Consider the following 25,616-nt stretch of genomic DNA (forward strand, 5'->3'; position numbering starts at 1 on the left):
CCCGACCGGTCGGCGTGCCGGGCGGCCTAGTGGGCGGCGTCGTGCCAGGACCGGCCGGTGCCCACGGAGACGTCGAGCGGCACGGTGAGGTCGGCGGCGCCGGCCATCTGCTCACGCACCAGCGCCTCCAGTGCCTCCTGCTCACCGGGGGCGACCTCGAACACGAGCTCGTCGTGCACCTGCAGCAGCATCCGTGAGGTCAGCGTCGCGGAGTCGAGCGCCTGCTGGGTACGCAGCATGGCGACCTTGATCAGGTCGGCGGCGGAACCCTGGATCGGCGCGTTCAGCGCCATCCGCTCCGCGGTCTCGCGGCGCATCCGGTTGTCGCTGGTCAGGTCGGGCAGGTAGCGGCGCCGGCCCATGATGGTCTCGGTGAAGCCGGAGCGGCGCGCCTCGTCGACGACACCGGCGAGGTAGTCGCGGATGCCGCCGAAGGTCTCGAAGTACTCGTCCATCAGGCCGCGGGCCTCGCCGGGCTCGATGCCGAGCTGCTGGGAGAGCCCGAAGGCGGACAGGCCGTAGGCGAGCCCGTAGTTCATCGCCTTGATCTTCGCCCGCATCTCGGACGTGACGTCCTCGGGCGCGACCCCGAAGACCCGCGCCGCGGTGGTGGCGTGGAAGTCGCGGCCGGAGCGGAACGCCTCGATGAGGAGCTCGTCGCCGGACAGGTGCGCCATGATCCGCATCTCGATCTGGCTGTAGTCCGCCGTCATCAGGCTCTCGAACCCGGGCCCGACCACGAACCCCTCCCGGATCCGGCGGCCCTCCTCGGTGCGGACCGGGATGTTCTGCAGGTTGGGCTCGGTGCTGGAGAGCCGACCGGTGGCGGCGATCGTCTGGTTGAACGTGGTGTGGATGCGGCCGTCGGGCTGGACCGTCTTGAGCAGCCCCTCGATCGTCTGCCGCAGCCGGATCACCTCGCGGTGACGCAGCAGGTGCAGCAGGAACGGGTGCGGGTTGCTCAGCGCCAGCTTGCCCAGCGCGTCCGCGTCGGTGGTGTAGCCGGTCTTGGTGCGCTTGGTCTTGGGCATCCCCAGCTCGTCGAAGAGCACGACCTGCAGCTGCTTGGGCGAGCCGAGGTTGATCTCCTTGCCGATGACCGCGTAGGCCTCCTCGGCCTCCTTGCGGACCTCCTCGGCGAAGTGCCGCTCCAGGGACTCCAGGTGGTCGAGGTCGACGGCGATGCCGGTCTGCTCCATCGCCGCCAGGACGCTGACGAGCGGCATCTCGACGTCGGTGAGCAGCTGCGCACCCCCGGCGCGCTCCACCTCGCCGGACAGCTCGGCGGACAGGTCGAGGGCGGCACGTGCCTGCACCATCGCGCTGCGCGCCGCACCGCCGGTGCCGCCCTCCTCGTCGAAGAGCATCCCCTGGTCGGCGTCGCCGGCGGGCTCGAGCTCGCGGTGCAGGTAGCGCAGCGAGAGGTCGGTGAGGTTGTAGGTGCGCTGGTCGGGGGCCACCAGGTAAGCCGCGAGCGCGGTGTCCTCCACGATCCCGGCGAGCCGCCAGCCCTGCGCGGCGACCGCGAGCACGGGCCCCTTGGCGTCGTGCAGCACCTTCGGGCGCGAGGGGTCGGCGAGCCAGGCCGCCAGGGCCGACTCGTCGTCGGGCCCGAGGCCGGCGAGGTCGACGTACGCCGCGCGGCCGTCGGCGAGCGCGAGGCCGATGCCGTCGACGCGGCCGGTGCCGCTGCCCCAGGCGCCCTGCACCGAGAGACCGACGACCTCGGTGCCCAGCGCGTCGAGCCAGGCGGCGACGCTGCCGGGAGCGAGCACCACGCCGTCCACCTCGACGCCCGGCTCGACCACGACCTCCTCGGCGGGGGCCACGACGTCGAGGATCCGGTTGCGCAGCTCGCCGCGGATCTCGAGCTCGTCGAGCAACCCCAGCGCGGCGGAACGGTCCCACTCGTGGCGCACCAGGTCGTCGATGCCCAGCGGCAGGTCGAGGTCGCGGACCAGCGCGTTGAGCCGGCGGTTGCGGATCACCTCGCCGAGGTTCTCGCGCAGCGCCTCGCCCTTCTTGCCGGTGATCTTGTCCGCATGGGCGATCACGTTGTCGAGGCCGTCGTAGGTGTTGATCCACTTCGCGGCGAACCCGGCACCCACGCCGGGCACGCCGGGCAGGTTGTCGGAGGTCTCCCCCACGATCGCGGCGAGCTCGGGGTAGCGGTGCGGCGGCACCTTGTACTTCTCCTCGACCGCCTGCGGCGTCATCCGGGCCAGGTCGGAGACCCCGCGCATCGGGTAGAGCACCGTGGAGCGCTCGGTGACCAGCTGCAGGGAGTCCCGGTCGCCGGTGAGGATGAGCACCTCCATCTCGCTGTCCTCGGCCAGCGCCCGGGTGACCAGCGTGGCGATGATGTCGTCGGCCTCGTACCCGTCGACCTTGAGGAACGGGATCGAGAAGGTGTCCAGCATCCGCTCGATCAGCGGCAGCTGGCTGCGGAACTCATCAGGGGTCTTGTTCCGCTTCGCCTTGTACTCGGCGTACTCCTCGAGCCGGAACGTCTGCCGGGAGACGTCGAAGGCGACCGCGACGTGGGTGGGCTGCTCGTCGCGCAGCACGTTGACCAGCATCGAGGTGAACCCGTAGACCGCGTTGGTGTGCTGGCCGGTCGCGGTGGAGAAGTTGTCCACCGGCAGCGCGAAGAAGGCGCGGTAGGCCAGGGAGTGGCCGTCGAGGAGGAGCAGGCGGGGAGGACGGGTCTCGGGCACCCGCCGACTCTACCGACGACGACCGACGGTGACCGATGCCCCTCGACCCGCGCACCGCGACACCGCGCCGGGGCGGCCCGGTGCTGTGGGTGCTCGCTATCGTCGGCCCATGACCAGCACGTCCGAGGAGACCCTCGCCTACCTGAACTCGCACGCCGGAGCGCTCAACGAGCGGATGGGCGTGGTGATCGTCGAGGCCACGCCCGAGCGGGTCGTGGCGACGATGCCGGTGGAGGGCAACACCCAGCCCTACGGCCTGCTGCACGGTGGTGCGTCCGTGGTCCTCGCCGAGAGCCTGGGCTCGATCGGCGCCGCGCTGAACGCCGGCCCGGGCCGGTTCGCGGTCGGCACCGACATCAACGCCACCCACCACCGCTCCGCCACCCAGGGCCTGGTGACGGGTGTGGCCACGCCCCTGCATGTGGGCCGGACGATGGCCAGCTTCGAGATCGTCATCACCGACGAGTCGGGCCGCCGGGTGTGCACCTCGCGGCTGACCTGCGCGCTGCTGGAGCGGGACCCCAACCCCCAGGGCTGAGGCCGCCTCACTCCTCGGTGGCGAGCCGCTCCGCGCGGGCGCGGCGCAGCGAGCGGCGCGCCGCCAGCACCTTGCTGCGCCCGTCCAGCGCGGTCTTGCCGCGCTGGGGCACCAGCCGCGAGCGGAGCACACCGGTCGGCGCCACCCGGTACGTCGCGACCGGCGCGAGCCCGAGGCGCGCCATGAAGCGGTTCGCCTCGCGCGAGCCGTACGGGATCGCGGTGGCCACGTGCAGGATCCCGTTCTCCTCGGCGTACGACGCCGCGGCCTCCATCAACGCATGCCCCACGCCGTGGCGGCGGAAGTCCACGAAGACGCGCGGGTAGAAGGCGTGCACGCACGGCTCGAGGTTCAACGGCGAGAGCGTCAGGATCCGCAGCAGCACGGCACCGGCGACCTGGCCGTCGTACTCGACGACCATCACCCGCTGCTCCACCGAGGCGGCGCCGTTCTTGACGATCTGCTCGATGTCGGCGACCTGCTCGGACGGGTCGGCGCGGCGGACCGAGTCGGTCCACAGGGAGGCGAGCACCGGGGCGTCGTCACGCGTGGCGACACGCGTGGTCAGCGAATACCGACTCATGATGGGTCCCTGCCTCCTCGGTCCACACGACGGGGACCGCGCTCCGACGAGCGGTCCGGCGACGCCAGACTACGCTCACCCCGGCCTCCGCCGCACCTGGCCGGAGCACCCGTCCCCCAGCCGCACAGGAGCTGCCCGTGATCCCCGGTTCCGGCACCGCCGTCAACGCCGCAGCGGTCCTGCTCGGCGCCACCCTGGGGCGCCTCGCCGGCGACCGGCTGCCCGCGCGCACCCGGGAGCTGGTGACCGACGGACTGGGCCTGGTCACCCTGCTGATCGCGGCCACCTCGGCGATGGCGGTGCTCGACGACGACCTGTCGGAGGCGGTCGGCGACGCCGCGCCGATGCTGATCGTGCTGGGATCGGTGCTGCTCGGTGGCATCGCGGGATCCCTGCTGCGGCTCGAGCAGCGGGTCGAGGCACTGGGCGGCTGGCTGCAGCGCCGGCTGGCCGGAGGCGGCGGCGACGCGGAGCGGGTCCGCTTCGTGGAGGGCTTCGTGGTCTCCTCCCTGGTCTTCTGCACCGGACCGCTGACCATCCTGGGCTCGTTGAACGACGGTCTCGGCAAGGGTGCCGACGAGCTCTACCTCAAGGCCGCCCTCGACGGCTTCGCGGCGATCGCGTTCGCGGCGGCGTTCGGCTGGGGGGTGGCGGCCAGCGTGCTCACCCTGGTCGTGGTCCAGGGCGGTCTCACCCTTGCCGGGCTGGCACTGGGCGACGTGCTGCCGGCGGCCGGGCTCGCCGCGCTCACCGCGACCGGCGGACTGCTCCTGGTCGGCGTCGCCCTGCGCCTGCTGAACGTCAAGCAGGTCGCGGTGGCCGACCTGCTGCCGGCTCTGGCCGTCGCTCCCCTGCTGACGGCGGCGGTCACCGCCCTGCGCTGAGCAGGCACCACTGCACAGCGGGTGTGGTGAACACGACGTCCACGCTGCGGGCGGCGTCGGGGTCAACGCCTGAGCGCGCGGGCAATTGGCCCTAGAGTGCGCGCATGCAGAAGTCTCGACTCTCCGTCCTCGCTCTGACCACCGTCGCCGCCCTCGCTCTCGGAGCGTGCGGCTCCGACGACAGCGGCAAGACCGACTCGGGCGCCGAGGTCGTCAAGGCCGGCACCCTCACCGTGTGCTCCGACGTCCCCTACCCGCCCTTCGAGGACTTCGACAAGTCGAGCGACACCGGGTTCAAGGGCTTCGACGTCGACGTCGTGGTGGAGGTCGCCGAGCGCCTCGACCTGGACATCAAGATCCAGGACTCCTCCTTCGACGCCCTGCAGTCCGGCACCGCGCTGAACTCCGGGCAGTGCGACATCGCCGCCTCCGCGATGACGATCACCGAGGACCGCAAGAAGAACCTCGACTTCTCCGACGGCTACTACGACTCCGAGCAGTCGCTGCTCGTCCCGGCCAAGAGCAAGATCGCCGGCATCGGCGACCTCAAGGGCGTCAAGATCGGCGTGCAGCAGGGCACCACCGGCAAGGCCTACGCCGAGAAGAACGCCAAGGGTGCCGACATCGTCACCTTCCCCAGCGACGCCGAGATGTTCCAGGCGATCAAGGCCGGCCAGGTCGAGGCGCTGCTGCAGGACCTCCCGGTCAACCTCGACCACGCGACCGGCGGCGAGTACAAGGTCGTGGAGACCTACAAGACCGACGAGCAGTACGGCCTGGCCATCAAGAAGGGCAACACGCAGCTGGTCGAGGACGTCAACGAGGCCCTCACCGCCATGCGTGAGGACGGCACGTACGACGCCATCTACAACACCTACTTCGAGGTCAAGTGAGGCTGAGCCGACGCGGATCGGGGTCCTCGACCCGTCGGCAGTGACATGGGCATGAAGCGGAGCACGCGCAGCCGGCTCGTCCGCTACGGCGTCAACCTGGCGGTGGTGGCTGCCATCGTCGGGTTGGCGCTCGTCGTGGACTGGGGCGAGGTCAGGCGCAACTTCTGGAACCCCGCCGGTGTCGCGCTCGACGGCGGCAACTGGGGCGAGCTGATCACGGTCGGCGCGGTCAACACCGTCAAGTACACCGCGATCGCGTTCGTCGGCGGCCTGGTGCTGGCCGTGGTGCTCGCGCTGCTGCGCCTCTCCCCCATCGCCACGCTGCGCTGGCTGGCCACGGTCTACATCGAGTTCTTCCGTGGCCTGCCGGCGCTGATCGTGATCATCTTCATGGGCTTCGGCCTGCCGATCGCGATCGGATGGCGCCCGCCGGGCGGCGTCGTCGGCGCCGGGCTGATCGCGCTGATCATGGTCGCCGGCGCCTACATGGCCGAGACCCTGCGTGCGGGCATCCAGGCGGTGCCGAAGGGCCAGGCCGAGGCGGCCCGTTCGCTGGGGATGAGCTCGGGCGCCACCATGTTCAAGGTGGTGCTGCCGCAGGCGTTCCGGGTGGTCATCCCGCCGCTGACCAACGAGTTCGTGCTGCTGATCAAGGACACCGCCCTGCTCTCGGTGATCGGCGCGGCCGTCGGTCAGCGCGAGCTGACCACGATGGCCCGGGACTTCCAGTCCTCCGGCGTCTCCGCCGGCACCGCGACCAGCCTGATCCAGGCGGCGCTGCTCTACCTGGTGATCACCATCCCGCTCACCCAGCTCGTGGCCTGGCAGGAGCGCCGGCAGAGGAAGGCGACCCGATGAGATCCGACGGACCGCACCTCGACACCTCGGGCGCCGTGCCCGCGATCGAGGTCCGCGACCTGCACAAGCGCTACGGCAGCAACGAGGTGCTCAAGGGCATCGACTTCCACGTGGACGCCGGCCAGGTGGTCTGCGTGATCGGGCCCTCCGGCTCGGGCAAGTCGACCCTGCTGCGCTGCGTGAACCGGCTGGAGGAGCCGACCTCGGGCGAGGTGCTGATCGAGGGCGTCGACATCTGCGACCCCGAGGTCGACCTGGACGCGGTCCGCTCCCGGATCGGGATGGTCTTCCAGCAGTTCAACCTGTTCCCGCACCTGGACGTGCTGAAGAACCTGACCCTGGCCCAGCGCAGCGTGCGCGGTCGCAGCAAGGCCGAGGCCGTCGAGGTGGCGCGCCGCAACCTGGCCAAGGTCGGCCTCGCCGACCGCGAGTCCGCCTACCCCGCGCACCTCTCCGGCGGCCAGCAGCAGCGGGTGGCGATCGCCCGCGCGCTGTCGATGGAGCCGGACATGATGCTCTTCGACGAGCCCACCAGCGCGCTGGACCCCGAGCTCGTCGGGGACGTGCTGGCGGTGATGAAGGACCTGGCCAGCGACGGCATGACCATGATGGTGGTGACCCACGAGATGGGTTTCGCCCGCGAGGTCGGCGACAAGCTGGTCTTCATGGACGGCGGCGTCGTCGTCGAGGAGGGTGTGCCCAGCGAGGTCCTCTCCAGCCCGACGCACGAGCGGACCCAGGCCTTCTTGTCGAAGGTCCTCTAGCCAGGCACCGAGGTACGACGAAGGGCCCCGCCGTTCGGCGGGGCCCTTCGTCGTACGGCGCGCGTGCGGCGCTGGTCGGCGCCCTACAGGTCGCCGCCGAGGTAGGCGGCCTTGACCGCCGGGTCCCCGGCAAGGTCCGCCCCCCGCCCGGAGCGGACGATGGAGCCCGTCTCCAGGATGTGGGCGTCGTGGGAGCGCTTGAGCGCCTGCATGGCGTTCTGCTCGACCAGCAGCACCGTGGTGCCCTGCTGGTTGATCTCGGTGACGATCGAGAAGATCTGCGCGATCAGCTTCGGCGCCAGGCCCATCGACGGCTCGTCGAGCAGCAGCAGCCGCGGCCGGGACATCAGGGCCCGGCCCATGGCCAGCATCTGCTGCTCACCACCGGACATGGTGCCGGCGACCTGGTCGATGCGCTCCTCCAGACGCGGGAACAGCGCGAGCACCCGGTCGATGTCGTCGCGGTAGGCCTGCGACTTGCGGTCCTTGCGGGTGAAGGCCCCCATCTGCAGGTTCTCCCGCACCGTCATCCCGACGAAGCAGCGCCGGCCCTCCGGCGACTGGCTGATCCCCAGCTTCACGCGGTCGTACGGCGCGATGGTGGTGATGTCGCGACCCTCGAACCGGACCGCCCCGGCGCGGACCTTGCGCAGCCCCGAGATCGTCTTCAGGGTGGTGGTCTTGCCGGCGCCGTTCGCGCCGATCAGCGTGGTGACCGTCCCCTCCGGCACGCCGAAGGAGATGTCACGGATCGCCTCGATGTGCCCGTAGTTGACACAGAGGCCCTCGACCTCAAGAAGCATCTTCCTCGTCCACTCCCAGGTAGGCGGCGATGACCGCGGGGTTGTCTCGGATCTCGGCCGGTGCGCCCTCGGCGATCTTGCGCCCGAACTCCAGCACCACGATCCGGTCGGTGACGCCCATGACCAGCTTCATGTCGTGCTCGATGAGCAGCACGGTGAAGCCGCGGTCACGGACCTTGCGGATCAGCTCCATGAGCTCGACCTTCTCCGCCGGGTTGAAGCCGGCGGCCGGCTCGTCCAGGCAGATCAACCGCGGCCCGGTGGCCATCGCGCGGGCGATCTCGAGTCGCCGCTGGTCGCCGTAGGAGAGGTTCGCGGCCAGCTCGTCGGCCTTGCGGTGGATGCCCATGAAGCGCAGCAGGTCCATCGCCAGCGCGTGTCCCTGCTCCTCCTCGCGCCGGTGCCGCGGCAGCCGGAACAGGGCGCTGAGCATGCCGGTGCGGTGTTGCGCGTCGGCTCCGACCAGGACGTTCTCCAGCGCCGTCATGGCCGGGAACAGGCGGATGTTCTGGAAGGTGCGCGCGATCCCCAGCTGGGTGATCTGGTGCTTCTTCCTGCCCACGATCGACCTGCCCTCGAAGAGGATGTCGCCGCTGGTCGGACGGTAGACACCGGTGACCGCGTTGAAGCACGTGGTCTTGCCGGCGCCGTTCGGACCGATGAGTCCGAGGATCTCGCCCTCCCGGATCTCGAACGAGACGTCGTCCAGGGCCGTGAGGCCGCCGAACTTCAGCGTCAGGTTCTCGATCTGCAGGATGCTGGTGCCTCCGCGGACCGTCTCGGTCCCGGCGGCTGCGCCCGAGGGGTGTGCGGGCGTCGTCGGCTCAGGCTGCTCAGACACGAGCGGCCCCCTCTCCGTCTCGTCCGTCATGGCCTGGGTCCGCGCCTTCCTCGAGCTCCTCGAGCTCGGCCTCGACCTGCTTGGCCCGGACCGTGCGCTTCGGGGGCAGCAGGCCCTCGGGACGCAGGGTCGCCAGCAGCACGAGCGCGAGACCGAAGACGAGCACCCGGAAGTCCTCGAAGCCACGGAAGCGCTCGGGCAGGTAGGCGACCAGGAAGGCACCGACCAGCACGCCCCAACGGTTGCCCTGGCCACCGACGACCACGGCCGCCAGGTAGAGGATCGAGAAGAGCAGCAGGAACGACTGCGGGTTGATGAAGCTCTGCCGGCTGGCGAACAGCGCCCCGGCCAGGCCACCGACGAAGGCGCCGGTGGCGAAGGCGAGGAGCTTGAACCGGAACGTCGGCACGCCCATCAGCTCGGCGGCGTCCTCGTCCTCGCGGGTGGCCTCCCAGGAGCGCCCGACCCGACTGTTCTTGATCAGGATGTCGGCCAGCAGCACGAGGATGACCGCGGTCAGGCCCATCCAGTAGTAGGGCACGGCGTCGGCGTAGCCGAAGATGAGGAACTCGGTGGTGTTGTCGGTGTCGACCAGGACCGTGCCGTCACCCCAGAACAGGTGGGGTATCTGGAAGAGTCCGTCGGTCTCCGGGTCCCCGATGTTCGGCGGCCGCGAGATGTTGTTGATGCCCTTGTTGCCGCCCAGCCACTCCAGGTTGACCGCGACGATCCGGATGATCTCGCCGAAGCCGAGCGTCACGATCGCCAGGTAGTCCCCGCGGACGCGCAGGGTCGGGGCGCCGAGGATGACGCCGGAGATCATCGCGACCGCTACGGCCACCGGCAGCGCGAGCAGCATCGGCCAGTTGGCGTGGAACGACGTCAGGATCGCCACGGTGTAGGCACCCACGGCGTAGAAGCCGACGTAGCCCAGGTCGAGCAGGCCGGCGTAGCCGACCACGATGTTGAGCCCCAGGGCCACCAGGCAGTAGATGCTGACCGTGAACAGGACGCTGGCGAAGTCCGAGTCCGGGGTGGACAGGATCGGCACCTCGAGCAGCGGCAGCGCATAGGCCAGCAGCGCGACCAGCACCCACAGCACGATCTTGACCGGGGTGGGCAGGGCGGTGAGCTTGTTCTTCATGCGCGTGCCTTTCCGAGCGACTCACCCAGTAGACCCGTGGGCCGGAAGAGCAGGATCAGGACCAGCAGCACGAACGCGATGACGTCGCGCCACTCGCTGCCCAGGATCGCCGATCCCCAGTTCTCCGCCACGCCGAGCACGAGGCCGCCCAGCAGGGCACCGCGCAGGTTCCCGATGCCGCCCAGCACCGCGGCGGTGAACGCCTTGACCCCGAGCAGGAAGCCCACGTCGTACTTGGTGGTCTCGATCTTGAGCATGTAGAGGAACGCCGCGACGCCGGCCATCAGGCCGCCGATCAGGAACGTCACCTGGATGGTCCGCGTCGGGTTCACACCCATCAGGGAGGCCGTCTCGGAGTCCTGTGCCGTGGCGCGGATCCCCTTGCCCAGGCGGGAGCGGCGGACGAACTGGTCGAGCGCGACCATCATCAAGATGGCCGCGACGATCACCAGCACGTCGATGCTGGAGATCCGCACGCCGGCGACCTCCCAGCGGGGCGCCTCGATGACGCCGGCCATGCTGTTGTTGATCTTGGCCTTGTTCACGTACGCGCCGAGGTCGTCCTTGAGGCCGAACCACTCGGCGATGCGGTCACGCAGGCCCATGAGCTCGGCCAGGACGAACGACGCGCCGATGGCCGAGATGAGCGCGATCAGCCGGGGCGCGTTGCGCCGGATCAGCGGGCGGTAGGCCACGCGCTCCAGCAGCAGCGCGACCAGTCCCGACATCGCCATCGCGGCGAACAGCGCGGCGACCATGATCGCCACCAGCGTGACCCCGTCGGCCTCACGAGCGCCGAGGGCGATCACGGTCCACAGCATCGCGAAGGTGCCGTACATGAACACCTCGGAGTGCGCGAAGTTGATCAGCTGCAGCACGCCGTAGACCATCGTGTAGCCCAGCGCGATCAGCGCGTAGATCGCGCCGAACGCGAGCCCCGTCACGGTGAGCGAGGGCAGGTTGTTGAAGAAGAATTCGAAGTTCAGGTTCACCCAGGCCTCCTGGCCTCCGGTTCCGGACAAGGACGCGGCCGGGGACACTGGTCCCCGGCCGCGCCGCTGTCATGCCGTTCGAGTCAGCGGACGATCACTTGATCTCGCCCTCGGGGACGATCGCCCCGTCCTTGACCGTGTACGCGTAGACGTGCACGTCGGCCGGCTCACCCTGGTCGTCGAACTTGAGCTGCTTGGTGACGCCCTTGGCGTCGTAGTCGTTGACGAACTTGAGCATGTCCTCGCGGTTGTCGACGCCGTCCTTGATGCCGGCGAGGAAGATGCTCGCGGCGTCGTAGGCCTCGGCGGCGTAGGTGCCCGGCGCCTCGCCGAACTTCTTCTCGTAGTCCTTCGCGAAGGTGGCGACCGCCGGGTCGGTGTCCGGGATGCAGGGGCAGGTGATGACCGAGCCCTCGGCCGCCTTGCCGGCGTCGAGGAAGGCCGGGTCCTTCACACCGTCGGCCACCACGAAGGTGCCCTCGAAGCCGCCGTTGCGCAGCTGGCCGATGAGGATGGTCGCCTCGGCGTAGTAGCCGCCGAAGAAGACCGCGTCGGGCTTGGCGTCGGTCACCTTGGTGACGGTCGCCGAGAAGTCGGTCTGCTTCTGCTGGATGGTGTCGGTGCCGACCACCAGGTCGCCGAGGTCCTTCTCGACGATCTTGGCCAGGCCCGCGCCGTACTCGGAGGCGTCGTCGATGACGAAGACCGACTTGGCCTTGACGACGTCCTTGATGTACTTCGCAGCGGCCGGGCCCTGGGTCGCGTCGTTGCCGAGCGCGCGGTGGAAGGTGTCCCAGCCGTTCTCGGACAGCGCCGGGTTGGTGGCGGACGGGCTGATCGTGGGCACGCCCTCCTCAGCGAAGATCGGGCCCGCAGCGGCGGACTCACCGGAGAAGGCCGGGCCGACCACGCCGATGATGGACTTGTCGCCGACGACGTCGGTGGCCAGGGCCGGCGCGGCGTCCGGGCTGCCCTGCGAGTCCTTCTTCTCGAGCTCGACCTTGCAGTCGGCGTCCTTGTTGTACTGGTCCACGGCGAGCTGAGCGCCCTGGATGATCGGCTTGCCCAGGCCGGCGGCGTCGCCGGTCTCGGGACCGAAGAAGGCCAGCTTCAGGTCGCACGCGGCGCCGCCCTTGCTGCTGCCGCCATCGTCGTCGGTCGTTCCGCACGCGGACATCGACAGGCCGAGGGTCAGCACGACCGCTCCGAGCCCGACTACCTTGTTTCGCCTCAAGACAAATCCCGCTTCCTTGGTCGATCCTGCGTGCGGCGAACGCCGTCCGCAGGTGGGGTCCTGCGGCGGGAACCTACACCCGTGCCGGGGTCGATGGCAGCAGGATCGTGCGTTGGATCACAAATCCTGACAAATCTGTGACCTAACACACCTGATCCGGTCCCGCCTCTGGTACTAGCGGGACGCGCTCCCGGGGACGCCGTGGACCACGACGCCCTCGGCGACCTCGCGCATGGACATCCGCAGATCCATCGCTGTCTTCTGGATCCACCGGAACGCCTCGCTCTCGCTCAGCGACAGCTGCTCCTGCAGGATGCCCTTGGCCCGGTCCACGGCCTTGCGGGTCTCCAGGCGCTCCTTGAGGTCGGTGACCTCGGCCTCGAGCTGGCTGATCTCGGCGAAGCGGCTCACGGCCATCTCGATCGCCGGCACCAGGTCGGACTGCGAGAACGGCTTGACCAGGTAGGACATCGCGCCGGCCTCGCGGGCCCGCTCGACGAGGTCGCGCTGGGAGAAGGCGGTGAGCATGACCACGGGAGCGATCCGCTTGCCCGCGATCGCCTCCGCCGCGGCGATGCCGTCGAGCACCGGCATCTTGACGTCGAGGATCACCAGGTCGGGGCGCAGCTCCTCGGCGAGCTCGATCGCCCGCTGGCCGTCACCGGCCTGGCCGACGACGTCGTACCCCTCCTCGGCCAGCATCTCGGCGAGGTCCATGCGGATGAGGGTCTCGTCCTCTGCGATCACCACGGTGCGGGAGCTCGCCGGGGTGGTCGGGCTGGCGTCGGTCTCGGTCACGGGGGAAAGGCTATCCGCCCCGCGCGGGGCGCGCGGCGGGAGTCGACAACCGGACGCCGGCCCGCCGGAAGCGGCCGGGCCGCTGCGACGTGCCGCGGCCGTCTCGGCTACGGTTCTCGGCGGTACCGCCCCGGTATCCCAACGGCAGAGGAAGCGGTCTCAAACACCGTCCAGTGTGGGTTCGAATCCCACCCGGGGCACTCAGTGCCGGCGGTACGCCGGCGCGGCCTCGTTGATCGCGTCGCCCATGCGGTGGATCCGCAGCGCGTTGGTCGAGCCGGGGATGCCCGGCGGGCTGCCCGCCACGATCACCACCAGGTCGCCCTCGGCGACCCGGCCGATGCGGAGCAGCTCCTCATCGACCTGGCGCACCATCTCGTCGGTGTGCTCGACCGTGCCCGTCTTGAAGGCCTCCACGCCCCACGACAGCGCCAGCTGCGAGCGCACCCGGGCCTCGGGGGTGAAGGCCAGGACCGGGATCGAGCTGCGCAGCCGGGCCAGGCGGCGTGCGGAGTCGCCGGACTGGGTGAACGCGACGACGTACTTGGCCTGCATCCGCTGGGCCACCTCCTCGGCGGCCTTGGAGATGACGCCGCCGCGGGTGCGCGGGTCCCACTCGATCCGGCCGAACCGGCTGAACGTCTGGTCCGCCAGGGCGTGGCCCTCGGTCGCGACGATGATCCGAGCCATCGTCTCCACGGTGTGGATGGGGTGCTCCCCCACGCTCGTCTCCCCCGAGAGCATCACGGCGTCCGCGCCGTCCAGCACCGCGTTCGCGACGTCGCTGGCCTCGGCCCGGGTCGGTGCCGGGTTGGCGACCATCGACTCCAGCATCTGGGTGGCCACGATCACCGGCTTGGCGTTGCGCCGGGCGGCGACGATGACCTTCTTCTGCAAGAAGGGCACCTCCTCCAGCGGACACTCCACGCCGAGGTCGCCGCGGGCGACCATGAACGCGTCGAAGGCGTCGATGACCTCGTCCAGGTTCTCGATGGCCTGCGGCTTCTCGATCTTCGCGATGACGGGGAGCATGACTCCCTCCTCGCGCATGATCACGCGCACGTCCTCGGCGTCGGCGGCGGTGCGCACGAAGCTGAGGGCGACGAAGTCCACGCCGAGCCGCAGCGCGAACCGCAGGTCGTCGACGTCCTTCTCCGACAGCGCCGGGACCGAGACGGCCACGCCGGGCAGGTTGATCCCCTTGTGGTTGCTCACCCGTCCCCCGACGAGCACCTCGGTGACGACGTCGGTGTCGGAGACCTCGACCACCCGCAGCCGCACCTTGCCGTCGTCGATGAGCAGCGGGTCGCCGGGGGCGACGTCGCCGGGCAGCCCCTTGTACGTCGTACCGCAGATCTCGGCGTTGCCCGCGACGTCGCGGGTGGTGATGGTCCAGCGCTGCCCCCGCACCAGCGTGACGGGGCCCTCTGGGAACGTCTCGAGCCGGATCTTGGGGCCCTGGAGGTCGGCCAGGATGCCGACGCCGTGGCCACTGGCATCGGAGGCGGCGCGCACGAGCCGGTAGGACTCGGCATGCTGCTCGTGGCTTCCGTGGCTCATGTTGAGGCGGGCTACGTCCATTCCCGCGTAGACGAGCTCACGGATCCGCCTCTCCGAGCTGGTGGCCGGACCCAGGGTGCACACGATCTTGGCTCTCCGCACGCTTCCACACTATCGGTGGCACGCACGACGAAGGGCCGCCGGGCGCTCGGGCATCGCTGCCCGGGCCCCCGACGGCCCTGGAGGTCGTACGGCGTGCGGTCTCAGACCACCAGCGGTCGCGCGGTCGGCGGGATCGGCGCCGGCAGCTGGGTGCTGCCGGTGAGGAACTCGTCCACGCCGGCCGCGGCGGCGCGGCCCTCGGCGATCGCCCAGACGATGAGCGACTGCCCGCGGCCGGCGTCACCGGCCACGAAGACGCCCTCGACGGAGCTGGCGTAGTTCTTGTCCCGCTTGATGTTGCCGCGCTCGTCCAGCTCGACCCCGAGCTGCTCGACCAGGCCGGGCTGCTGCGGTCCCACGAAGCCCATCGCGAACAGCACCAGGTCGGCCGGGATCTCCCGCTCCGTGCCCTCGTGCTCGACGAGCTTGCCGCCCTCGAAGGCGACCTCGACGATCCGCAGGGCGCGGACGTTGCCGTTCTCGTCGCCGAGGAACTGCTTGGTGGAGACCGAGTAGATCCGGTCGCCGCCCTCCTCGTGCGCCGAGGAGACCTTGAAGGTCATCGGGTACGTCGGCCACGGCTGGTTCGCCGGACGGTCGTCGTTGGGCCGGGGCATGATCTCGAGCTGGGTGATCGAGGCCGCGCCCTGGCGGATCGAGGTCCCCAGGCAGTCGGCACCGGTGTCACCGCCGCCGATGATCACGACGTGCTTGCCGTCGGCGCGGATCTGGTCCTCGACCGTCTCCCCGAGTGCCACCCGGTTGGCCTGCGGCAGGAACTCCATCGCCTGGTGGATCCCGTTCAGCTCCCGGCCCGGGATGGGCAGGTCGCGCGGAACGGTGGAGCCGATGGCGAGCACGACGGCGTCGTAGCGGTCCCGCAGGGCGGGGCCGGTCAGGTCGCCGGTGCCGACCTCGACACCCGAGCGGAAGACCGTGCCCTCGCGCTTCATCTGCTCCAGGCGCCGGTCGACCTGCTTCTTCTCCATCTTGAACTCGGGGATGCCGTAGCGCAGCAGCCCGCCGGGCTTGTCCGCCCGCTCGTAGACGGCCACGGTGTGGCCGGCCCGGGTGAGCTGCTGGGCCGCGGCCAGGCCCGCGGGGCCCGACCCGATCACCGCGACGGTCTTGCCCGAGAGCCACTCCGGCGGCTGCGGCCGCACGAAGCCGGACTCGTAGGCCTTGTCGATGATCGAGACCTCGATGTTCTTGATGGTCACCGGCGGCTGGTTGATGCCCAGCACGCAGGCGGTCTCGCACGGCGCCGGGCAGAGGCGACCGGTGAACTCCGGGAAGTTGTTGGTCGCGTGCAGGCGCTCGATGGCGCCCTCCCAGTCGTCACGCCAGACCAGGTCGTTCCACTCCGGGATGATGTTGCCCAGCGGGCAGCCCGAGTGGCAGAACGGGATGCCGCAGTCCATGCAGCGGCTGGCCTGGGTGTTGATGATCGGCAGCAGCGCGCGGCCGATCCCACCCGGGTACACCTCGTCCCAGTCGTTGACCCGCTCTTCGACGGGACGCCGCGAGGCGACCTGGCGGTCGTGCTTCAAGAAACCCTTCGGGTCAGCCATGGAGTGCTCCCATCATCGCGTTGGCGACACCGTCCTCGTCGAGGCCCTCGGCCTCGGCCTTGGCCTTGGCCTCGAGCACGATCCGGTAGTCGCGGGGCATGACCTCGGTGAACCGCGACAGTGCGGCCGGCCAGTCGGCGAGCAGCTCGGCGGCGATCTCCGAGCCCGTCTCCTCGTGGTGGCGGCGCACGATCTGCTCCAGCTCGCCAGCGTAGGCCGACGAGACCGGCCCGAGCTCGACCAGCTCGGCGTTGACGCGGAACTCCTTGAGGTCCAGCACCCACGCCACACCGCCGGACATGCCGGCCGCGAAGTTGCGTCCGGTCTTGCCCAGGACGACCACGCGGCCGCCGGTCATGTACTCGCAGCCGTGGTCGCCGACGCCCTCGGTGACCACGGTGGCACCCGAGTTGCGCACGCAGCACCGCTCGCCGACGCCACCGCGGATGAAGATCTCACCCGAGGTCGCACCGTAGGCGATGGTGTTGCCGGCGATGATGTGCTCCTCGGCCTTGAAGCCCGCGTTGCGGTCGGGCCGCACCACGATGCGACCGCCGGAGAGGCCCTTGCCGACGTAGTCGTTGGCGTCGCCCTCGATGCGCAGCGTGATGCCGTGCGGCACGAACGCGCCGAACGAGTTGCCCGCCGAGCCGGTGAACGTCAGGTCGATCGTGCCGTCGGGCAGGCCGGCGCCGCCGTACCGCTTGGTGACCTCGTTGCCGAGGATCGTGCCGACGGTGCGGTTGACGTTGCTGATCGGCAGCTGTGCACGCACGAGCTCGCCGCTCTCCAGCGCCGGCTGGGCCAGCGGCACCAGCTCGGTGAGGTCGAGCGAACGCTCCAGGCCGTGGTCCTGGCCCTTGGTGTTGCGCAGGTCCTGGTCCGGGAAGTGCGTCTCGGCGACGTCGACACGGTGCAGGATCGGCGAGAGGTCGAGACCCTTCGCCTTCCAGAACCGGGTGGCGTCGGCGGTGTCGAGCGCCTGGACCTGACCGACGGCCTCCTCGATGGAGCGGAAGCCCAGCTCCGCGAGCAGCTCGCGGACCTCCTCGGCGATGAACTCGAAGAAGTTCACGACGAACTCGGGCTTGCCGTTGAACCGCGAGCGCAGCGTCGGGTTCTGCGTCGCCACGCCCACCGGGCAGGTGTCGAGGTGGCAGACCCGCATCAGGATGCAGCCGGAGACCACGAGCGGAGCGGTGGCGAAGCCGAACTCCTCGGCGCCGAGCAGCGCCGCGATGACCACGTCGCGACCGGTCTTCAGCTGGCCGTCGGTCTGCACGACGATGCGGTCGCGCAGGCCGTTGAGCAGCAGGGTCTGCTGGGTCTCGGCCAGGCCGAGCTCCCAGGGACCACCGGCGTGCTTGAGCGAGGTGAGCGGCGAGGCACCCGTGCCGCCGTCGTGGCCGGAGACCAGGACGACGTCCGCGTGCGCCTTGGAGACACCCGCGGCGACCGTGCCCACCCCGACCTCGGAGACCAGCTTCACGTGGACGCGAGCGTCCCGGTTGGCGTTCTTGAGGTCGTGGATCAGCTGCGCCAGGTCCTCGATCGAGTAGATGTCGTGGTGCGGCGGCGGCGAGATCAGGCCCACGCCCGGCGTGGAGTGCCGGGTCTTGGCCACCCACGGGTAGACCTTGTTGCCGGGCAGCTGGCCGCCCTCGCCGGGCTTGGCACCCTGCGCCATCTTGATCTGGATGTCGTCGGCGTTGCTCAGGTACTCGCTGGTGACACCGAAGCGACCCGAGGCGACCTGCTTGATCGAGCTGCGCCGCTCGGGGTCGTAGAGCCGCTCGGGGTCCTCGCCGCCCTCACCGGTGTTGGACTTCGCGCCCAACCGGTTCATGGCGATCGCGAGGTTCTCGTGCGCCTCCTTGCTGATCGAGCCGTAGGACATCGCGCCGGTGGAGAACCGCTTGACGATCTCGGAGACCGGCTCGACCTCCTCGATCGGGATCGGCTGGCGGCCGAGCTCGGAGGCGTCCTTGAACTTGAACAGGCCGCGCAGCGTCATCAACCGCTCGGACTGCTCGTCGACCAGCTGCGTGTACTGCTTGAAGATGTCGTAGCGCCCGGTGCGGGTGGCGTGCTGGAGACGGAAGACCGTCTCCGGGTTGAACAGGTGCGGCTCACCCTCGCGACGCCACTGGTACTCGCCACCGATCTCCAGCTCCCGGTGCGCGGGCGCGATGCCGGCCGGCGGGTACGCCTTGGCGTGGCGCGCGGCCACCTCCTCGGCGATGACGTCGAGCTCGACGCCGCCCAGCTTGGAGGTCGTGCCGGTGAAGTACTTGTCCACCACCGACTGCGACAGGCCGATGCACTCGAAGATCTGCGCACCCGTGTACGACGCCACGGTGCTCACGCCGATCTTCGACATCACCTTCACGACGCCCTTGCCGAGCGCCTTGATCAGGTTCTTCACCGCGGCCTCGGCGTCGGCCTTGACGTAGTAGCCCTCGCGGGCGAGGTCCTCGACGGTCTCCATCGCCAGGTACGGGTTGACCGCAGCGGCGCCGTAGCCGACGAGCAGCGCCACGTGGTGCACCTCGCGGACGTCGCCGGCCTCGACCAGCAGGCCGACCTGGGTGCGGGTCTTCTCCCGGACCAGGTGGTGGTGCACCGCCGCGGTGAGCAGCAGCGACGGGATCGGGGCGAGCTCGGCGGTGGAGTGCCGGTCCGAGAGCACGATGATCCGGGCTCCGCCGGCGATCGCCTCGGAGACCTCGGCGCAGATCTCGTCGATCCGCGCGGCCATCGCCGCACCGCCGCCGCTGACCGGGTAGAGGCCGCGGGAGACGTGCGTGACGAAGCCGGGGTGGTCGCCGTCGCGGTTGATGTGCCGGATCTTGGCCAGGTCGTCGTTGGAGATGACCGGGAAGGGCAGCACGATCTGGCGGCACGAGGACGGCGAGGGCTCGAGCAGGTTGGACTCCGGCCCGATGCTGCCGTACAGCGAGGTGACGAGCTCCTCGCGGATGGCGTCCAGCGGCGGGTTGGTGACCTGCGCGAACAGCTGGCTGAAGTAGTCGAAGATCAGCCGCGGCTTCTCGCTCAGCGCCGCGATCGGGGAGTCGGTCCCCATCGAGCCGAGCGGCTCTCCCCCGGTGTTCGCCATCGGGGTGAGGATGACCCGCAGCTCCTCCTCGGTGTAGCCGAAGATCTGCTGGCGGCGGGTGACCGAGGCGTGGGTGTGCACGATGTGCTCACGCTCGGGGATCTGGTCCAGCTCGATGAGACCGGCGTGCAGCCACTCGCCGTACGGGTGCTCGGCGGCGAGCTGCTCCTTGATCTCCTCGTCCTCGATGATCCGGTGCTCGGCGGTGTCGACGAGGAACATCCGGCCCGGCTGCAGGCGGCCCTTGCGGACCACCTTCGCGGGGTCGATGTCGTGCAGCACGCCGGCCTCGGAGGCGAGGACGACCAGGCCGTCGTCGGTGATCCAGAAGCGCGAGGGACGCAGGCCGTTGCGGTCCAGGACCGCGCCGATCTGGGTGCCGTCGGTGAAGACCACCGAGGCGGGGCCGTCCCACGGCTCCATCATCGTGGAGTGGAAGCGGTAGAAGTCGCGCCGCTGCTCCGACATCTCGGTGTGGTTCTCCCACGCCTCCGGGATCATCATCAGCACGGCGTGGGGCAGGCTGCGCCCGCCCATGTGCAGCAGCTCGAGCACCTCGTCGAACGACGCGGAGTCGGAGGCGCCCGGGGTGCAGATCGGGAAGAGCCGCTCGAGGTCGCCGGGGATCGCCGACGAGTCGAGCAGCGCCTCGCGGGCCCGCATCCAGTTCCGGTTGCCCATGACGGTGTTGATCTCACCGTTGTGCGCGATGAACCGGAACGGGTGCGACAGCGGCCAGCTCGGGAAGGTGTTGGTGGAGAAGCGCGAGTGCACCACACCGATCGCCGACGCCATCCGCTCGTCGCGGAGGTCCGGGAAGAAGTTGTCGAGCTGATCGGTGGTCAGCATGCCCTTGTAGGCGAGCGTGCGGGAGGAGAGCGACGGGAAGTAGACGTCGGTCTCCCGCTCGGCGCGCTTGCGCAGGCAGAAGGCGAGCCGCTCGAGGTCCATGCCGGTCAGCGGGTCCGCGTCGGGCGAGCCGAAGGGGCTGGCCTGGACGAAGAGCTGGCTGAACATGGGCATGACGCTGAGCGCCATGGTGCCGAGGATGTCCGGGTTGACCGGGACGTCGCGCCAGCCGAGGACCGTGAGGCCCTCCTCGACCGCGATCTCCTCGATGCGGTGGCGGGTCTTGGCGACCTCGTCGACGTCACCGGGCAGGAACGCCGTGCCGACGGCGTAGGTGCCGGCGGCCGGCAGCGTGATGCCCTCGTCCGCGGCCACGGCGCGCAGGAACGCGTCGGGGACCTGGAGGAGGATGCCGGCACCGTCACCGGAGTTGGGCTCGGCACCTGCGGCACCACGGTGGTCCAGGTTGCGGAGAGCCGTGAGGGCCTTCACCACGATGTCGTGGCTGGCCTGGCCGGTGAGCGTCGCGACGAAGGCGACGCCACAGGCGTCATGTTCGTGACGCGGGTCGTAAAGACCCTCCGGCGGCGGGAACGCGTGCGTGTAGGGCACCAGGGTTCTCCCGTCGACTACGTCTGCCGTCCGGAGCCCAATGCTCGGCCCGGCAGAAGGTGGGGCGCAAGGGACAGCACTGGCCCACGCGGCGGAGGTCAAAGATTACCACCGTGTGACGTGATCTCTTTCCACCGGGCATACCGGTGGGATGCCGGGGTAGCCCACCGCTCCCCGCGCCGGCTCGTCGCCGGCCCCGACCCCGGCGACGAGCCGGGTCGCGGTCGTGGCTCAGGAGTCCTCGGACTCCGCAGTGCCGCTGTCAGCCGGGTCGCCGTCACGGCGCTCGGAGGCGCGCCCCACAGCGCCGTCGGCCACGGTGTCGTCGCCCACGGTCTCCTCGGCGCCGGTCTCCTCGGCGCCGGTCTCCTCGACGCCGGTCTCCTCGGCCACCGGCCCGCGACCCTCGACGTACACCTCGGTCTCGCGGCCCGGGGCGCGGCGTGCGGACCAGACGAAGTAGGCCGCGGCGAGCACGAACAGCACGATCGAGGTCCACACATTGAACCGCAGGCCCCAGACGTCGTCGAGCTGCACGTCGTCGATGCGCAGGTACTCGATCCAGCCGCGGCCCAGGGTGTAGGCCATCACGTAGACCGCGACCACCCGGCCGTGGCCGAGGCGGAACCGGCGGTCGAGCCAGATGATCAGCGCGAAGGCGGCCAGGTTCCACAGGCACTCGTAGAGGAACGTGGGGTGGAAGGTGGCGACGTCGGTGAGCTGCTGGTTGTTGTCGTAGAGCTGCTGCTCGTAGGCGCCGGTGTAGTGCTGCCGGTCGATCTCGAGTGCCCACGGCAGGTCGGTCGGCCTGCCGTAGAGCTCCTGGTTGAACCAGTTGCCCCACCGGCCGATGGCCTGGCCGACCAGCACGCCGGGCGCGAGCGCGTCGAGCAGCGGCGCGACCCGGATGCCCTTGCGCCGGGCACCGATCCAGGCGCCGACCGCGCCCAGCGCGATGCCGCCCCACACGCCGAGGCCGCCCTGCCAGATGTAGAGCACGGAGACCGGGTCTCCGCCCTCGCCGAAGTAGCCTCGCCAGTCGGTGGCCACGTGGTAGAGCCGGGCGCCGACGATGCCGAAGGGCACCGCCCACACCGCGATGTCCTGCACGTCCCCGAAGGTGCCGCCGCGCGACTGCCAGCGCCGCTCGCCGATCCAGATCGCGGCGACGATGCCGGCGATGATGCACAGCGCGTAGCCGCGCAGCGGGAACGGCCCGAGGTGCCACACCCCGGTGTCGGGGCTCGGGATGGTCGCGGCGATCAGTTGCGGCAGCACGGGCAGCACGGGCTCAGTCCTCGTCGGTCAGCAGCTGGGAGATGTCGGAGGCGAACTCGGTGCTCGACGTCTCCTGGTTCCACAGCGCCACCGCCTCGTCGTTCTCGTCGATGGCCAGGGTGAAGGTGGAGTGCCCGCCGAGGTCGTAGCCCCCGGTGGGCAGCTTCTTGCCGTCGTTGACGTAGACCGCCAGCGGGTCGCCGACCTCGATGATCGTGTCGAGGTCGCCGGTGAGCCCGATGAAGGACTTGTCGAACTGGTCCAGGTAGGAGCGCATGGCGGCCTCGTCGTCGCGGGCCGGGTCGGTGGTCACCATCACCACGTCGACCTGCGTGCGCTGCTCGGGCTCGAGCCGGTTCATCGCGGCCGCGATGTTGTTCATCACCAGCGGACAGTAGTCCGGGCAGTGGGTGTAGCCGAAGAACACCAGGGTGAGCGGCCGGTCGGTGTCGGCCGCCAGGGAGTACGGCGCCCCGGCGGTGTCGGTGAGCGCGATGTCGGGAGCGGTGTAGGGGTTCGTCAGCCGGTTTCCGGAGAACTCCTCGGGGTCGCTGCCGCCGCCGCACCCGGCGAGCAGCAGCGCGAGGGCGAGCAGCGGGGCGAACAGGCGCAGGACGGGGCGTCCTCGACTAGGCATGCACGCCCCCGGCCACGCCGCGGGCCAGGTCCTCGGTGAGCGCCCGCAGGTCACGAAGCCCTGCGGACAGGTCGCCGGGGTGGTCCAGCAGCGTGCGGACGAAGGCGGAGCCGACGATCACGCCGTCGGCGAAGCCGGCGACCTCGGCGGCCTGGGCGCCGTTGCTGACGCCGAGCCCGACGCCGACGGGCAGGGTGGTGGTGGCCTTGGTGCGCGCGACCAGCGGGCCGGCCAGGTCGCTGGTGGCCGCGCGGGCGCCGGTCACGCCCATCACGGCGGTGGCGTAGACGAAGCCGCGGCTGGCGGCGGTCGTCAGCGCGATCCGCTCGTCGGTCGACGACGGCGCCACCAGGAACACCTTGTCGAGGTCGCGCTCGTCGGCCGCGGCGATCCACTCCGGAGCGAAGTCCGGGGTCAGGTCGGGAGTGATCAGCCCCGCGCCGCCGGCGTTGAGCAGGTCGGTGGCGAAGCGCTCCACGCCGTACCGCTCGACGGGGTTCCAGTAGGTCATCACCAGCGTCGGGGTGCCGGTGGCGGCGACCGCCTCGACGACACGGAGCACGTCGGCGGTGCGGATCCCCTGCTCGAGCGCCTGCTGGGCGGCGGCCTGGATGGTGGGGCCGTCCATCACCGGGTCGCTGTAGGGCAGCCCGATCTCGATGACGTCACAGCCGGCCTCGACCATCGTCTTGAGCGCGGCGATGCTGCCCTCGACGTCGGGGAAGCCGGCGGGCAGGTAGCCGACGAGGGCGGCGCGGTCCTCCGCGCGGGCCTTCTCGAAGGCCACGCTGGTGCTGGTGCTGCTCACTTCCGCTCCTCCGCCGAGGGCCCGGTGCGACCGAGCCCGAAGTACTCCAGCGCCGTGCCCATGTCCTTGTCGCCGCGACCCGACAGGTTCACCAGGATGGTCTGCCCGGGCCGGTCGCGGGCGATCCGGAGCGCGCCGGCGACCGCGTGGGCCGACTCGACAGCCGGGATGATGCCCTCGGTGCGCGCGAGCAGCGCCATGGCGTCCATCGCCTCCGCGTCGGTGACCGGCAGGTACGTCGCCCGCTGCCCGGCGGCCAACGCCGCGTGCTGCGGGCCCACGCCGGGGTAGTCCAGGCCGGCGGAGATCGAGTGCGACTCCACGGTCTGGCCGTCCTCGTCCTGCAGCACGTAGGTGCGCGCGCCATGCAGCACGCCCACCGAGCCGCCGAAGATGGTCGCGGCGTGCCGGCCGGTGTCCACCCCGTCGCCGCCGGCCTCGAAGCCGTAGATGGCGACCTCGGGGTCGTCCAGGAAGCCCGCGAAGAGGCCGATCGCGTTGGACCCGCCGCCCACGCAGGCGGCGATGGCGTCGGGCAGTGCGCCGGTCAGCTCCAGGCACTGGCTGCGCGCCTCGTCGCCGATGCCGCGCACGAACGACAGCACCAGGCTGGGGAACGGGTGCGGGCCGGCTGCGGTGCCGAACAGGTAGGCGGTGTGGTCGACGCTGGCGACCCAGTCGCGCAGCGCCTCGTTGATCGCGTCCTTGAGGGTGCGCGAGCCGCTGGTGACGGGCACGACCTCCGCGCCGAGCAGCTGCATCCGGGCCACGTTGAGCGCCTGGCGCTCGGTGTCGACCTCGCCCATGTAGACGGTGCAGTCCAGGCCGAGGTACGCCGCGGCGGTGGCCGAGGCCACGCCGTGCTGGCCGGCGCCGGTCTCCGCGATGACCCGGCTCTTGCCCATCCGCTTGGTGAGCAGCGCCTGGCCGAGCACGTTGCGGATCTTGTGCGCGCCGGTGTGGTTGAGGTCCTCGCGCTTGAGCAGGATCCGCGCGCCCGCGACCTCGGAGAGCCGGTGGGCCTCGTAGAGCATGCTGGGCACGCCGGCGTAGTTGTGCAGCAGGTCGGTGAACTCGGCGGTGAACGCCGGGTCGGCCATCGCGTCCTGCCAGGCGGCGTCGAGCTCGTCGAGCGCGGCGATCAGGGCCTCGGGCATGAACCGGCCGCCGAAGGCGCCGGTGCCACCGAACCAGCCGAGGGTGTCGGCGTCGTACGTCGTCATCGGGTCAGTCCTGTCATGGCGGCGACCGCGTCGCGCGGTGCGCCCTGCTTCACCAGCGCCTCACCGACGAGCACCGCGCGGGCGCCCTCGTCGACGAAGCGCTGCACGTCGGTGGGACCGGCGATCCCGGACTCGGCGACCAGCACCCGGTCGGCGGGCACCAGCGGCGCGAGCCGGCCGAACGTGTCGGGGTCGACGGCGAGGGTCTTGAGGTTGCGGGCGTTGACACCGATCAGCTCGGCGCCGAGCTCGACGGCGCGTTCGGTCTCGGCCTCGTCGTGCACCTCGACCAGCACGGTCAACCCGAGCTCGCGGGCGTAGTCGTGCAGCCGGTCGAGCAGGTCGCCGGGCAGCGAGGCGACGATCAGCAGCGCGAGGTCGGCGCCGGCGGCGCGGGCCTCGAGCAGCTGGTAGCGGGTGACGATGAAGTCCTTGCGCAGCAGCGGCACGTCGACAGCGGCGCGTACCGCGCGGAGGTCCTCCAGGCTGCCCGAGAACCGGCGCTGCTCGGTGAGCACGCTGATCGCGGCGGCACCGCCGGCGGCGTACTCGCGCGCGAGCGCGGCGGGGTCGGGGATGTCGGCGAGCTCACCCTTGCTGGGGCTCTTGCGCTTGACCTCGGCGATCACGCTGGAGGCGGCGTCGCGGAAGTGCGGCATCGGGTCCCGCGGGGCGTCGACGTCGGCGAGGGCGGCGCGCAGGTCCGCCTCCGAGGTCGCGGCGCGGCGGACATCGAGGTCCTCGAGGACTCCGGCGACGATCTCGTCGAGCACCGTGGGCTGAGAGGCCGGTGGGGCCGACATTGTGCG

General features: G+C 70.6%; 21 protein-coding genes and 1 tRNA gene. 6 read left to right on the top strand and 16 right to left on the bottom strand.

Going from position 1 to position 25,616, the window contains the following annotated elements; genetic code table 11:
- Positions 1 to 26: 26 nt before the first annotated feature.
- The gene (gene polA, locus KG111_RS10525) at positions 27 to 2,717 is read right to left on the bottom strand and encodes a DNA polymerase I (protein ID WP_205291853.1); all 2,691 of its coding nucleotides are present in this window, start codon (positions 2,715 to 2,717) and stop codon (positions 27 to 29) included.
- A gap of 109 nt (positions 2,718 to 2,826) precedes the next feature.
- On the opposite strand from polA, the gene KG111_RS10530 reads away from it, so the two are divergent.
- A complete protein-coding gene (locus KG111_RS10530; protein ID WP_205291852.1) occupies positions 2,827 to 3,255 on the top strand; it encodes a hotdog fold thioesterase in 429 nt (142 codons plus the stop codon).
- 7 nt (positions 3,256 to 3,262) lie between these two features.
- Here KG111_RS10530 and KG111_RS10535 read toward each other — a convergent pair whose 3' ends face one another.
- A complete protein-coding gene (locus KG111_RS10535; protein ID WP_205291851.1) occupies positions 3,263 to 3,838 on the bottom strand; it encodes a GNAT family N-acetyltransferase in 576 nt (191 codons plus the stop codon).
- Positions 3,839 to 3,975: 137 nt separating this feature from the next.
- On the opposite strand from KG111_RS10535, the gene KG111_RS10540 reads away from it, so the two are divergent.
- From KG111_RS10540 to KG111_RS10555, 4 genes are all read left to right on the top strand, one after another.
- The gene (locus tag KG111_RS10540; RefSeq protein WP_205291850.1) at positions 3,976 to 4,722 is read left to right on the top strand and encodes a DUF554 domain-containing protein; all 747 of its coding nucleotides are present in this window, start codon (positions 3,976 to 3,978) and stop codon (positions 4,720 to 4,722) included.
- Between the two features lie 104 nt (positions 4,723 to 4,826).
- Positions 4,827 to 5,615 (top strand): ABC transporter substrate-binding protein, encoded by a 789-nt coding sequence (locus tag KG111_RS10545; RefSeq protein WP_205291849.1) that lies wholly within the window; start codon positions 4,827 to 4,829, stop codon positions 5,613 to 5,615.
- 51 nt (positions 5,616 to 5,666) lie between these two features.
- The gene (locus KG111_RS10550; RefSeq protein ID WP_240195824.1) at positions 5,667 to 6,473 is read left to right on the top strand and encodes an amino acid ABC transporter permease; all 807 of its coding nucleotides are present in this window, start codon (positions 5,667 to 5,669) and stop codon (positions 6,471 to 6,473) included.
- Positions 6,470 to 7,237, top strand: a complete 768-nt coding sequence (locus KG111_RS10555; RefSeq protein WP_205291847.1) for an amino acid ABC transporter ATP-binding protein — start codon at positions 6,470 to 6,472, stop codon at positions 7,235 to 7,237. Before KG111_RS10550 ends, KG111_RS10555 begins: the two co-directional genes overlap by 4 nt.
- Before the next feature lie 83 nt (positions 7,238 to 7,320).
- Here KG111_RS10555 and KG111_RS10560 read toward each other — a convergent pair whose 3' ends face one another.
- The 6 genes from KG111_RS10560 to KG111_RS10585 form a co-directional block, all read right to left on the bottom strand.
- Positions 7,321 to 8,040 (bottom strand): ABC transporter ATP-binding protein, encoded by a 720-nt coding sequence (locus KG111_RS10560; protein ID WP_205291846.1) that lies wholly within the window; start codon positions 8,038 to 8,040, stop codon positions 7,321 to 7,323.
- Complete coding sequence (locus KG111_RS10565) at positions 8,030 to 8,881, bottom strand: ABC transporter ATP-binding protein (protein WP_249666080.1); 852 nt, start codon at positions 8,879 to 8,881, stop codon at positions 8,030 to 8,032. The genes KG111_RS10560 and KG111_RS10565 overlap by 11 nt, the downstream gene beginning before the upstream one ends.
- Positions 8,874 to 10,025, bottom strand: coding sequence for a branched-chain amino acid ABC transporter permease (locus KG111_RS10570; RefSeq protein WP_205291844.1), 1,152 nt, complete (start codon positions 10,023 to 10,025; stop codon positions 8,874 to 8,876). Before KG111_RS10570 ends, KG111_RS10565 begins: the two co-directional genes overlap by 8 nt.
- On the bottom strand, positions 10,022 to 11,017 hold the full coding sequence (locus KG111_RS10575; RefSeq protein ID WP_205291843.1) for a branched-chain amino acid ABC transporter permease: 996 nt from the start codon (positions 11,015 to 11,017) through the stop codon (positions 10,022 to 10,024). Before KG111_RS10575 ends, KG111_RS10570 begins: the two co-directional genes overlap by 4 nt.
- Before the next feature lie 94 nt (positions 11,018 to 11,111).
- Positions 11,112 to 12,215 (bottom strand): branched-chain amino acid ABC transporter substrate-binding protein, encoded by a 1,104-nt coding sequence (locus KG111_RS10580; protein WP_205291842.1) that lies wholly within the window; start codon positions 12,213 to 12,215, stop codon positions 11,112 to 11,114.
- 210 nt (positions 12,216 to 12,425) lie between these two features.
- Positions 12,426 to 13,049 (bottom strand): ANTAR domain-containing response regulator, encoded by a 624-nt coding sequence (locus KG111_RS10585; protein WP_205291841.1) that lies wholly within the window; start codon positions 13,047 to 13,049, stop codon positions 12,426 to 12,428.
- 127 nt (positions 13,050 to 13,176) lie between these two features.
- On the opposite strand from KG111_RS10585, the gene KG111_RS10590 reads away from it, so the two are divergent.
- Positions 13,177 to 13,249, top strand: a tRNA-Leu gene (locus KG111_RS10590).
- A gap of 1 nt (position 13,250) precedes the next feature.
- On the opposite strand, the gene pyk is transcribed toward KG111_RS10590, so the two are convergent.
- The 8 genes from pyk to trpC form a co-directional block, all read right to left on the bottom strand.
- Positions 13,251 to 14,711, bottom strand: a complete 1,461-nt coding sequence (gene pyk / locus KG111_RS10595; RefSeq protein WP_205291840.1) for a pyruvate kinase — start codon at positions 14,709 to 14,711, stop codon at positions 13,251 to 13,253.
- Positions 14,712 to 14,812: 101 nt separating this feature from the next.
- The gene (locus KG111_RS10600; RefSeq protein ID WP_205291839.1) at positions 14,813 to 16,282 is read right to left on the bottom strand and encodes a glutamate synthase subunit beta; all 1,470 of its coding nucleotides are present in this window, start codon (positions 16,280 to 16,282) and stop codon (positions 14,813 to 14,815) included.
- A complete protein-coding gene (gene gltB / locus KG111_RS10605) occupies positions 16,275 to 20,861 on the bottom strand; it encodes a glutamate synthase large subunit (protein WP_205291838.1) in 4,587 nt (1,528 codons plus the stop codon). The genes KG111_RS10600 and gltB overlap by 8 nt, the downstream gene beginning before the upstream one ends.
- Before the next feature lie 231 nt (positions 20,862 to 21,092).
- Entirely contained in the window at positions 21,093 to 22,148 is a 1,056-nt protein-coding gene (lgt, locus tag KG111_RS10610; protein WP_205291837.1) for a prolipoprotein diacylglyceryl transferase, read from the bottom strand.
- Positions 22,149 to 22,152: 4 nt separating this feature from the next.
- Positions 22,153 to 22,776 carry an SCO family protein gene (locus KG111_RS10615; protein ID WP_205291836.1) on the bottom strand — a complete coding sequence of 208 codons (624 nt, stop codon included), beginning with the start codon at positions 22,774 to 22,776 and terminating at the stop codon, positions 22,153 to 22,155.
- Complete coding sequence (gene trpA, locus KG111_RS10620; protein ID WP_205291835.1) at positions 22,769 to 23,584, bottom strand: tryptophan synthase subunit alpha; 816 nt, start codon at positions 23,582 to 23,584, stop codon at positions 22,769 to 22,771. Before trpA ends, KG111_RS10615 begins: the two co-directional genes overlap by 8 nt.
- Complete coding sequence (gene trpB / locus KG111_RS10625; protein ID WP_205291834.1) at positions 23,581 to 24,807, bottom strand: tryptophan synthase subunit beta; 1,227 nt, start codon at positions 24,805 to 24,807, stop codon at positions 23,581 to 23,583. Before trpB ends, trpA begins: the two co-directional genes overlap by 4 nt.
- Positions 24,804 to 25,610 carry an indole-3-glycerol phosphate synthase TrpC gene (trpC, locus tag KG111_RS10630; protein WP_205291833.1) on the bottom strand — a complete coding sequence of 269 codons (807 nt, stop codon included), beginning with the start codon at positions 25,608 to 25,610 and terminating at the stop codon, positions 24,804 to 24,806. The genes trpB and trpC overlap by 4 nt, the downstream gene beginning before the upstream one ends.
- Positions 25,611 to 25,616 lie beyond the last annotated feature (6 nt).

This window comes from Nocardioides faecalis, assembly GCF_018388425.1.
In the GTDB taxonomy this organism is placed as follows: Bacteria; Actinomycetota; Actinomycetes; order Propionibacteriales; family Nocardioidaceae; genus Nocardioides; species Nocardioides faecalis.

Coding starts and splice junctions, on each gene's coding strand:
- KG111_RS10535 (WP_205291851.1), bottom strand. CDS start 3,838: ATGAGTCGGTATTCGCTGACCACGCGTGTCGCCACGCGTGACGACGCC.
- KG111_RS10550 (WP_240195824.1), top strand. CDS start 5,667: ATGAAGCGGAGCACGCGCAGCCGGCTCGTCCGCTACGGCGTCAACCTG.
- KG111_RS10615 (WP_205291836.1), bottom strand. CDS start 22,776: ATGCCTAGTCGAGGACGCCCCGTCCTGCGCCTGTTCGCCCCGCTGCTC.
- trpB (WP_205291834.1), bottom strand. CDS start 24,807: ATGACGACGTACGACGCCGACACCCTCGGCTGGTTCGGTGGCACCGGC.
- trpC (WP_205291833.1), bottom strand. CDS start 25,610: ATGTCGGCCCCACCGGCCTCTCAGCCCACGGTGCTCGACGAGATCGTC.
- KG111_RS10570 (WP_205291844.1), bottom strand. CDS start 10,025: ATGAAGAACAAGCTCACCGCCCTGCCCACCCCGGTCAAGATCGTGCTG.
- KG111_RS10545 (WP_205291849.1), top strand. CDS start 4,827: ATGCAGAAGTCTCGACTCTCCGTCCTCGCTCTGACCACCGTCGCCGCC.
- KG111_RS10555 (WP_205291847.1), top strand. CDS start 6,470: ATGAGATCCGACGGACCGCACCTCGACACCTCGGGCGCCGTGCCCGCG.
- KG111_RS10530 (WP_205291852.1), top strand. CDS start 2,827: ATGACCAGCACGTCCGAGGAGACCCTCGCCTACCTGAACTCGCACGCC.
- KG111_RS10600 (WP_205291839.1), bottom strand. CDS start 16,282: ATGGCTGACCCGAAGGGTTTCTTGAAGCACGACCGCCAGGTCGCCTCG.
- KG111_RS10560 (WP_205291846.1), bottom strand. CDS start 8,040: ATGCTTCTTGAGGTCGAGGGCCTCTGTGTCAACTACGGGCACATCGAG.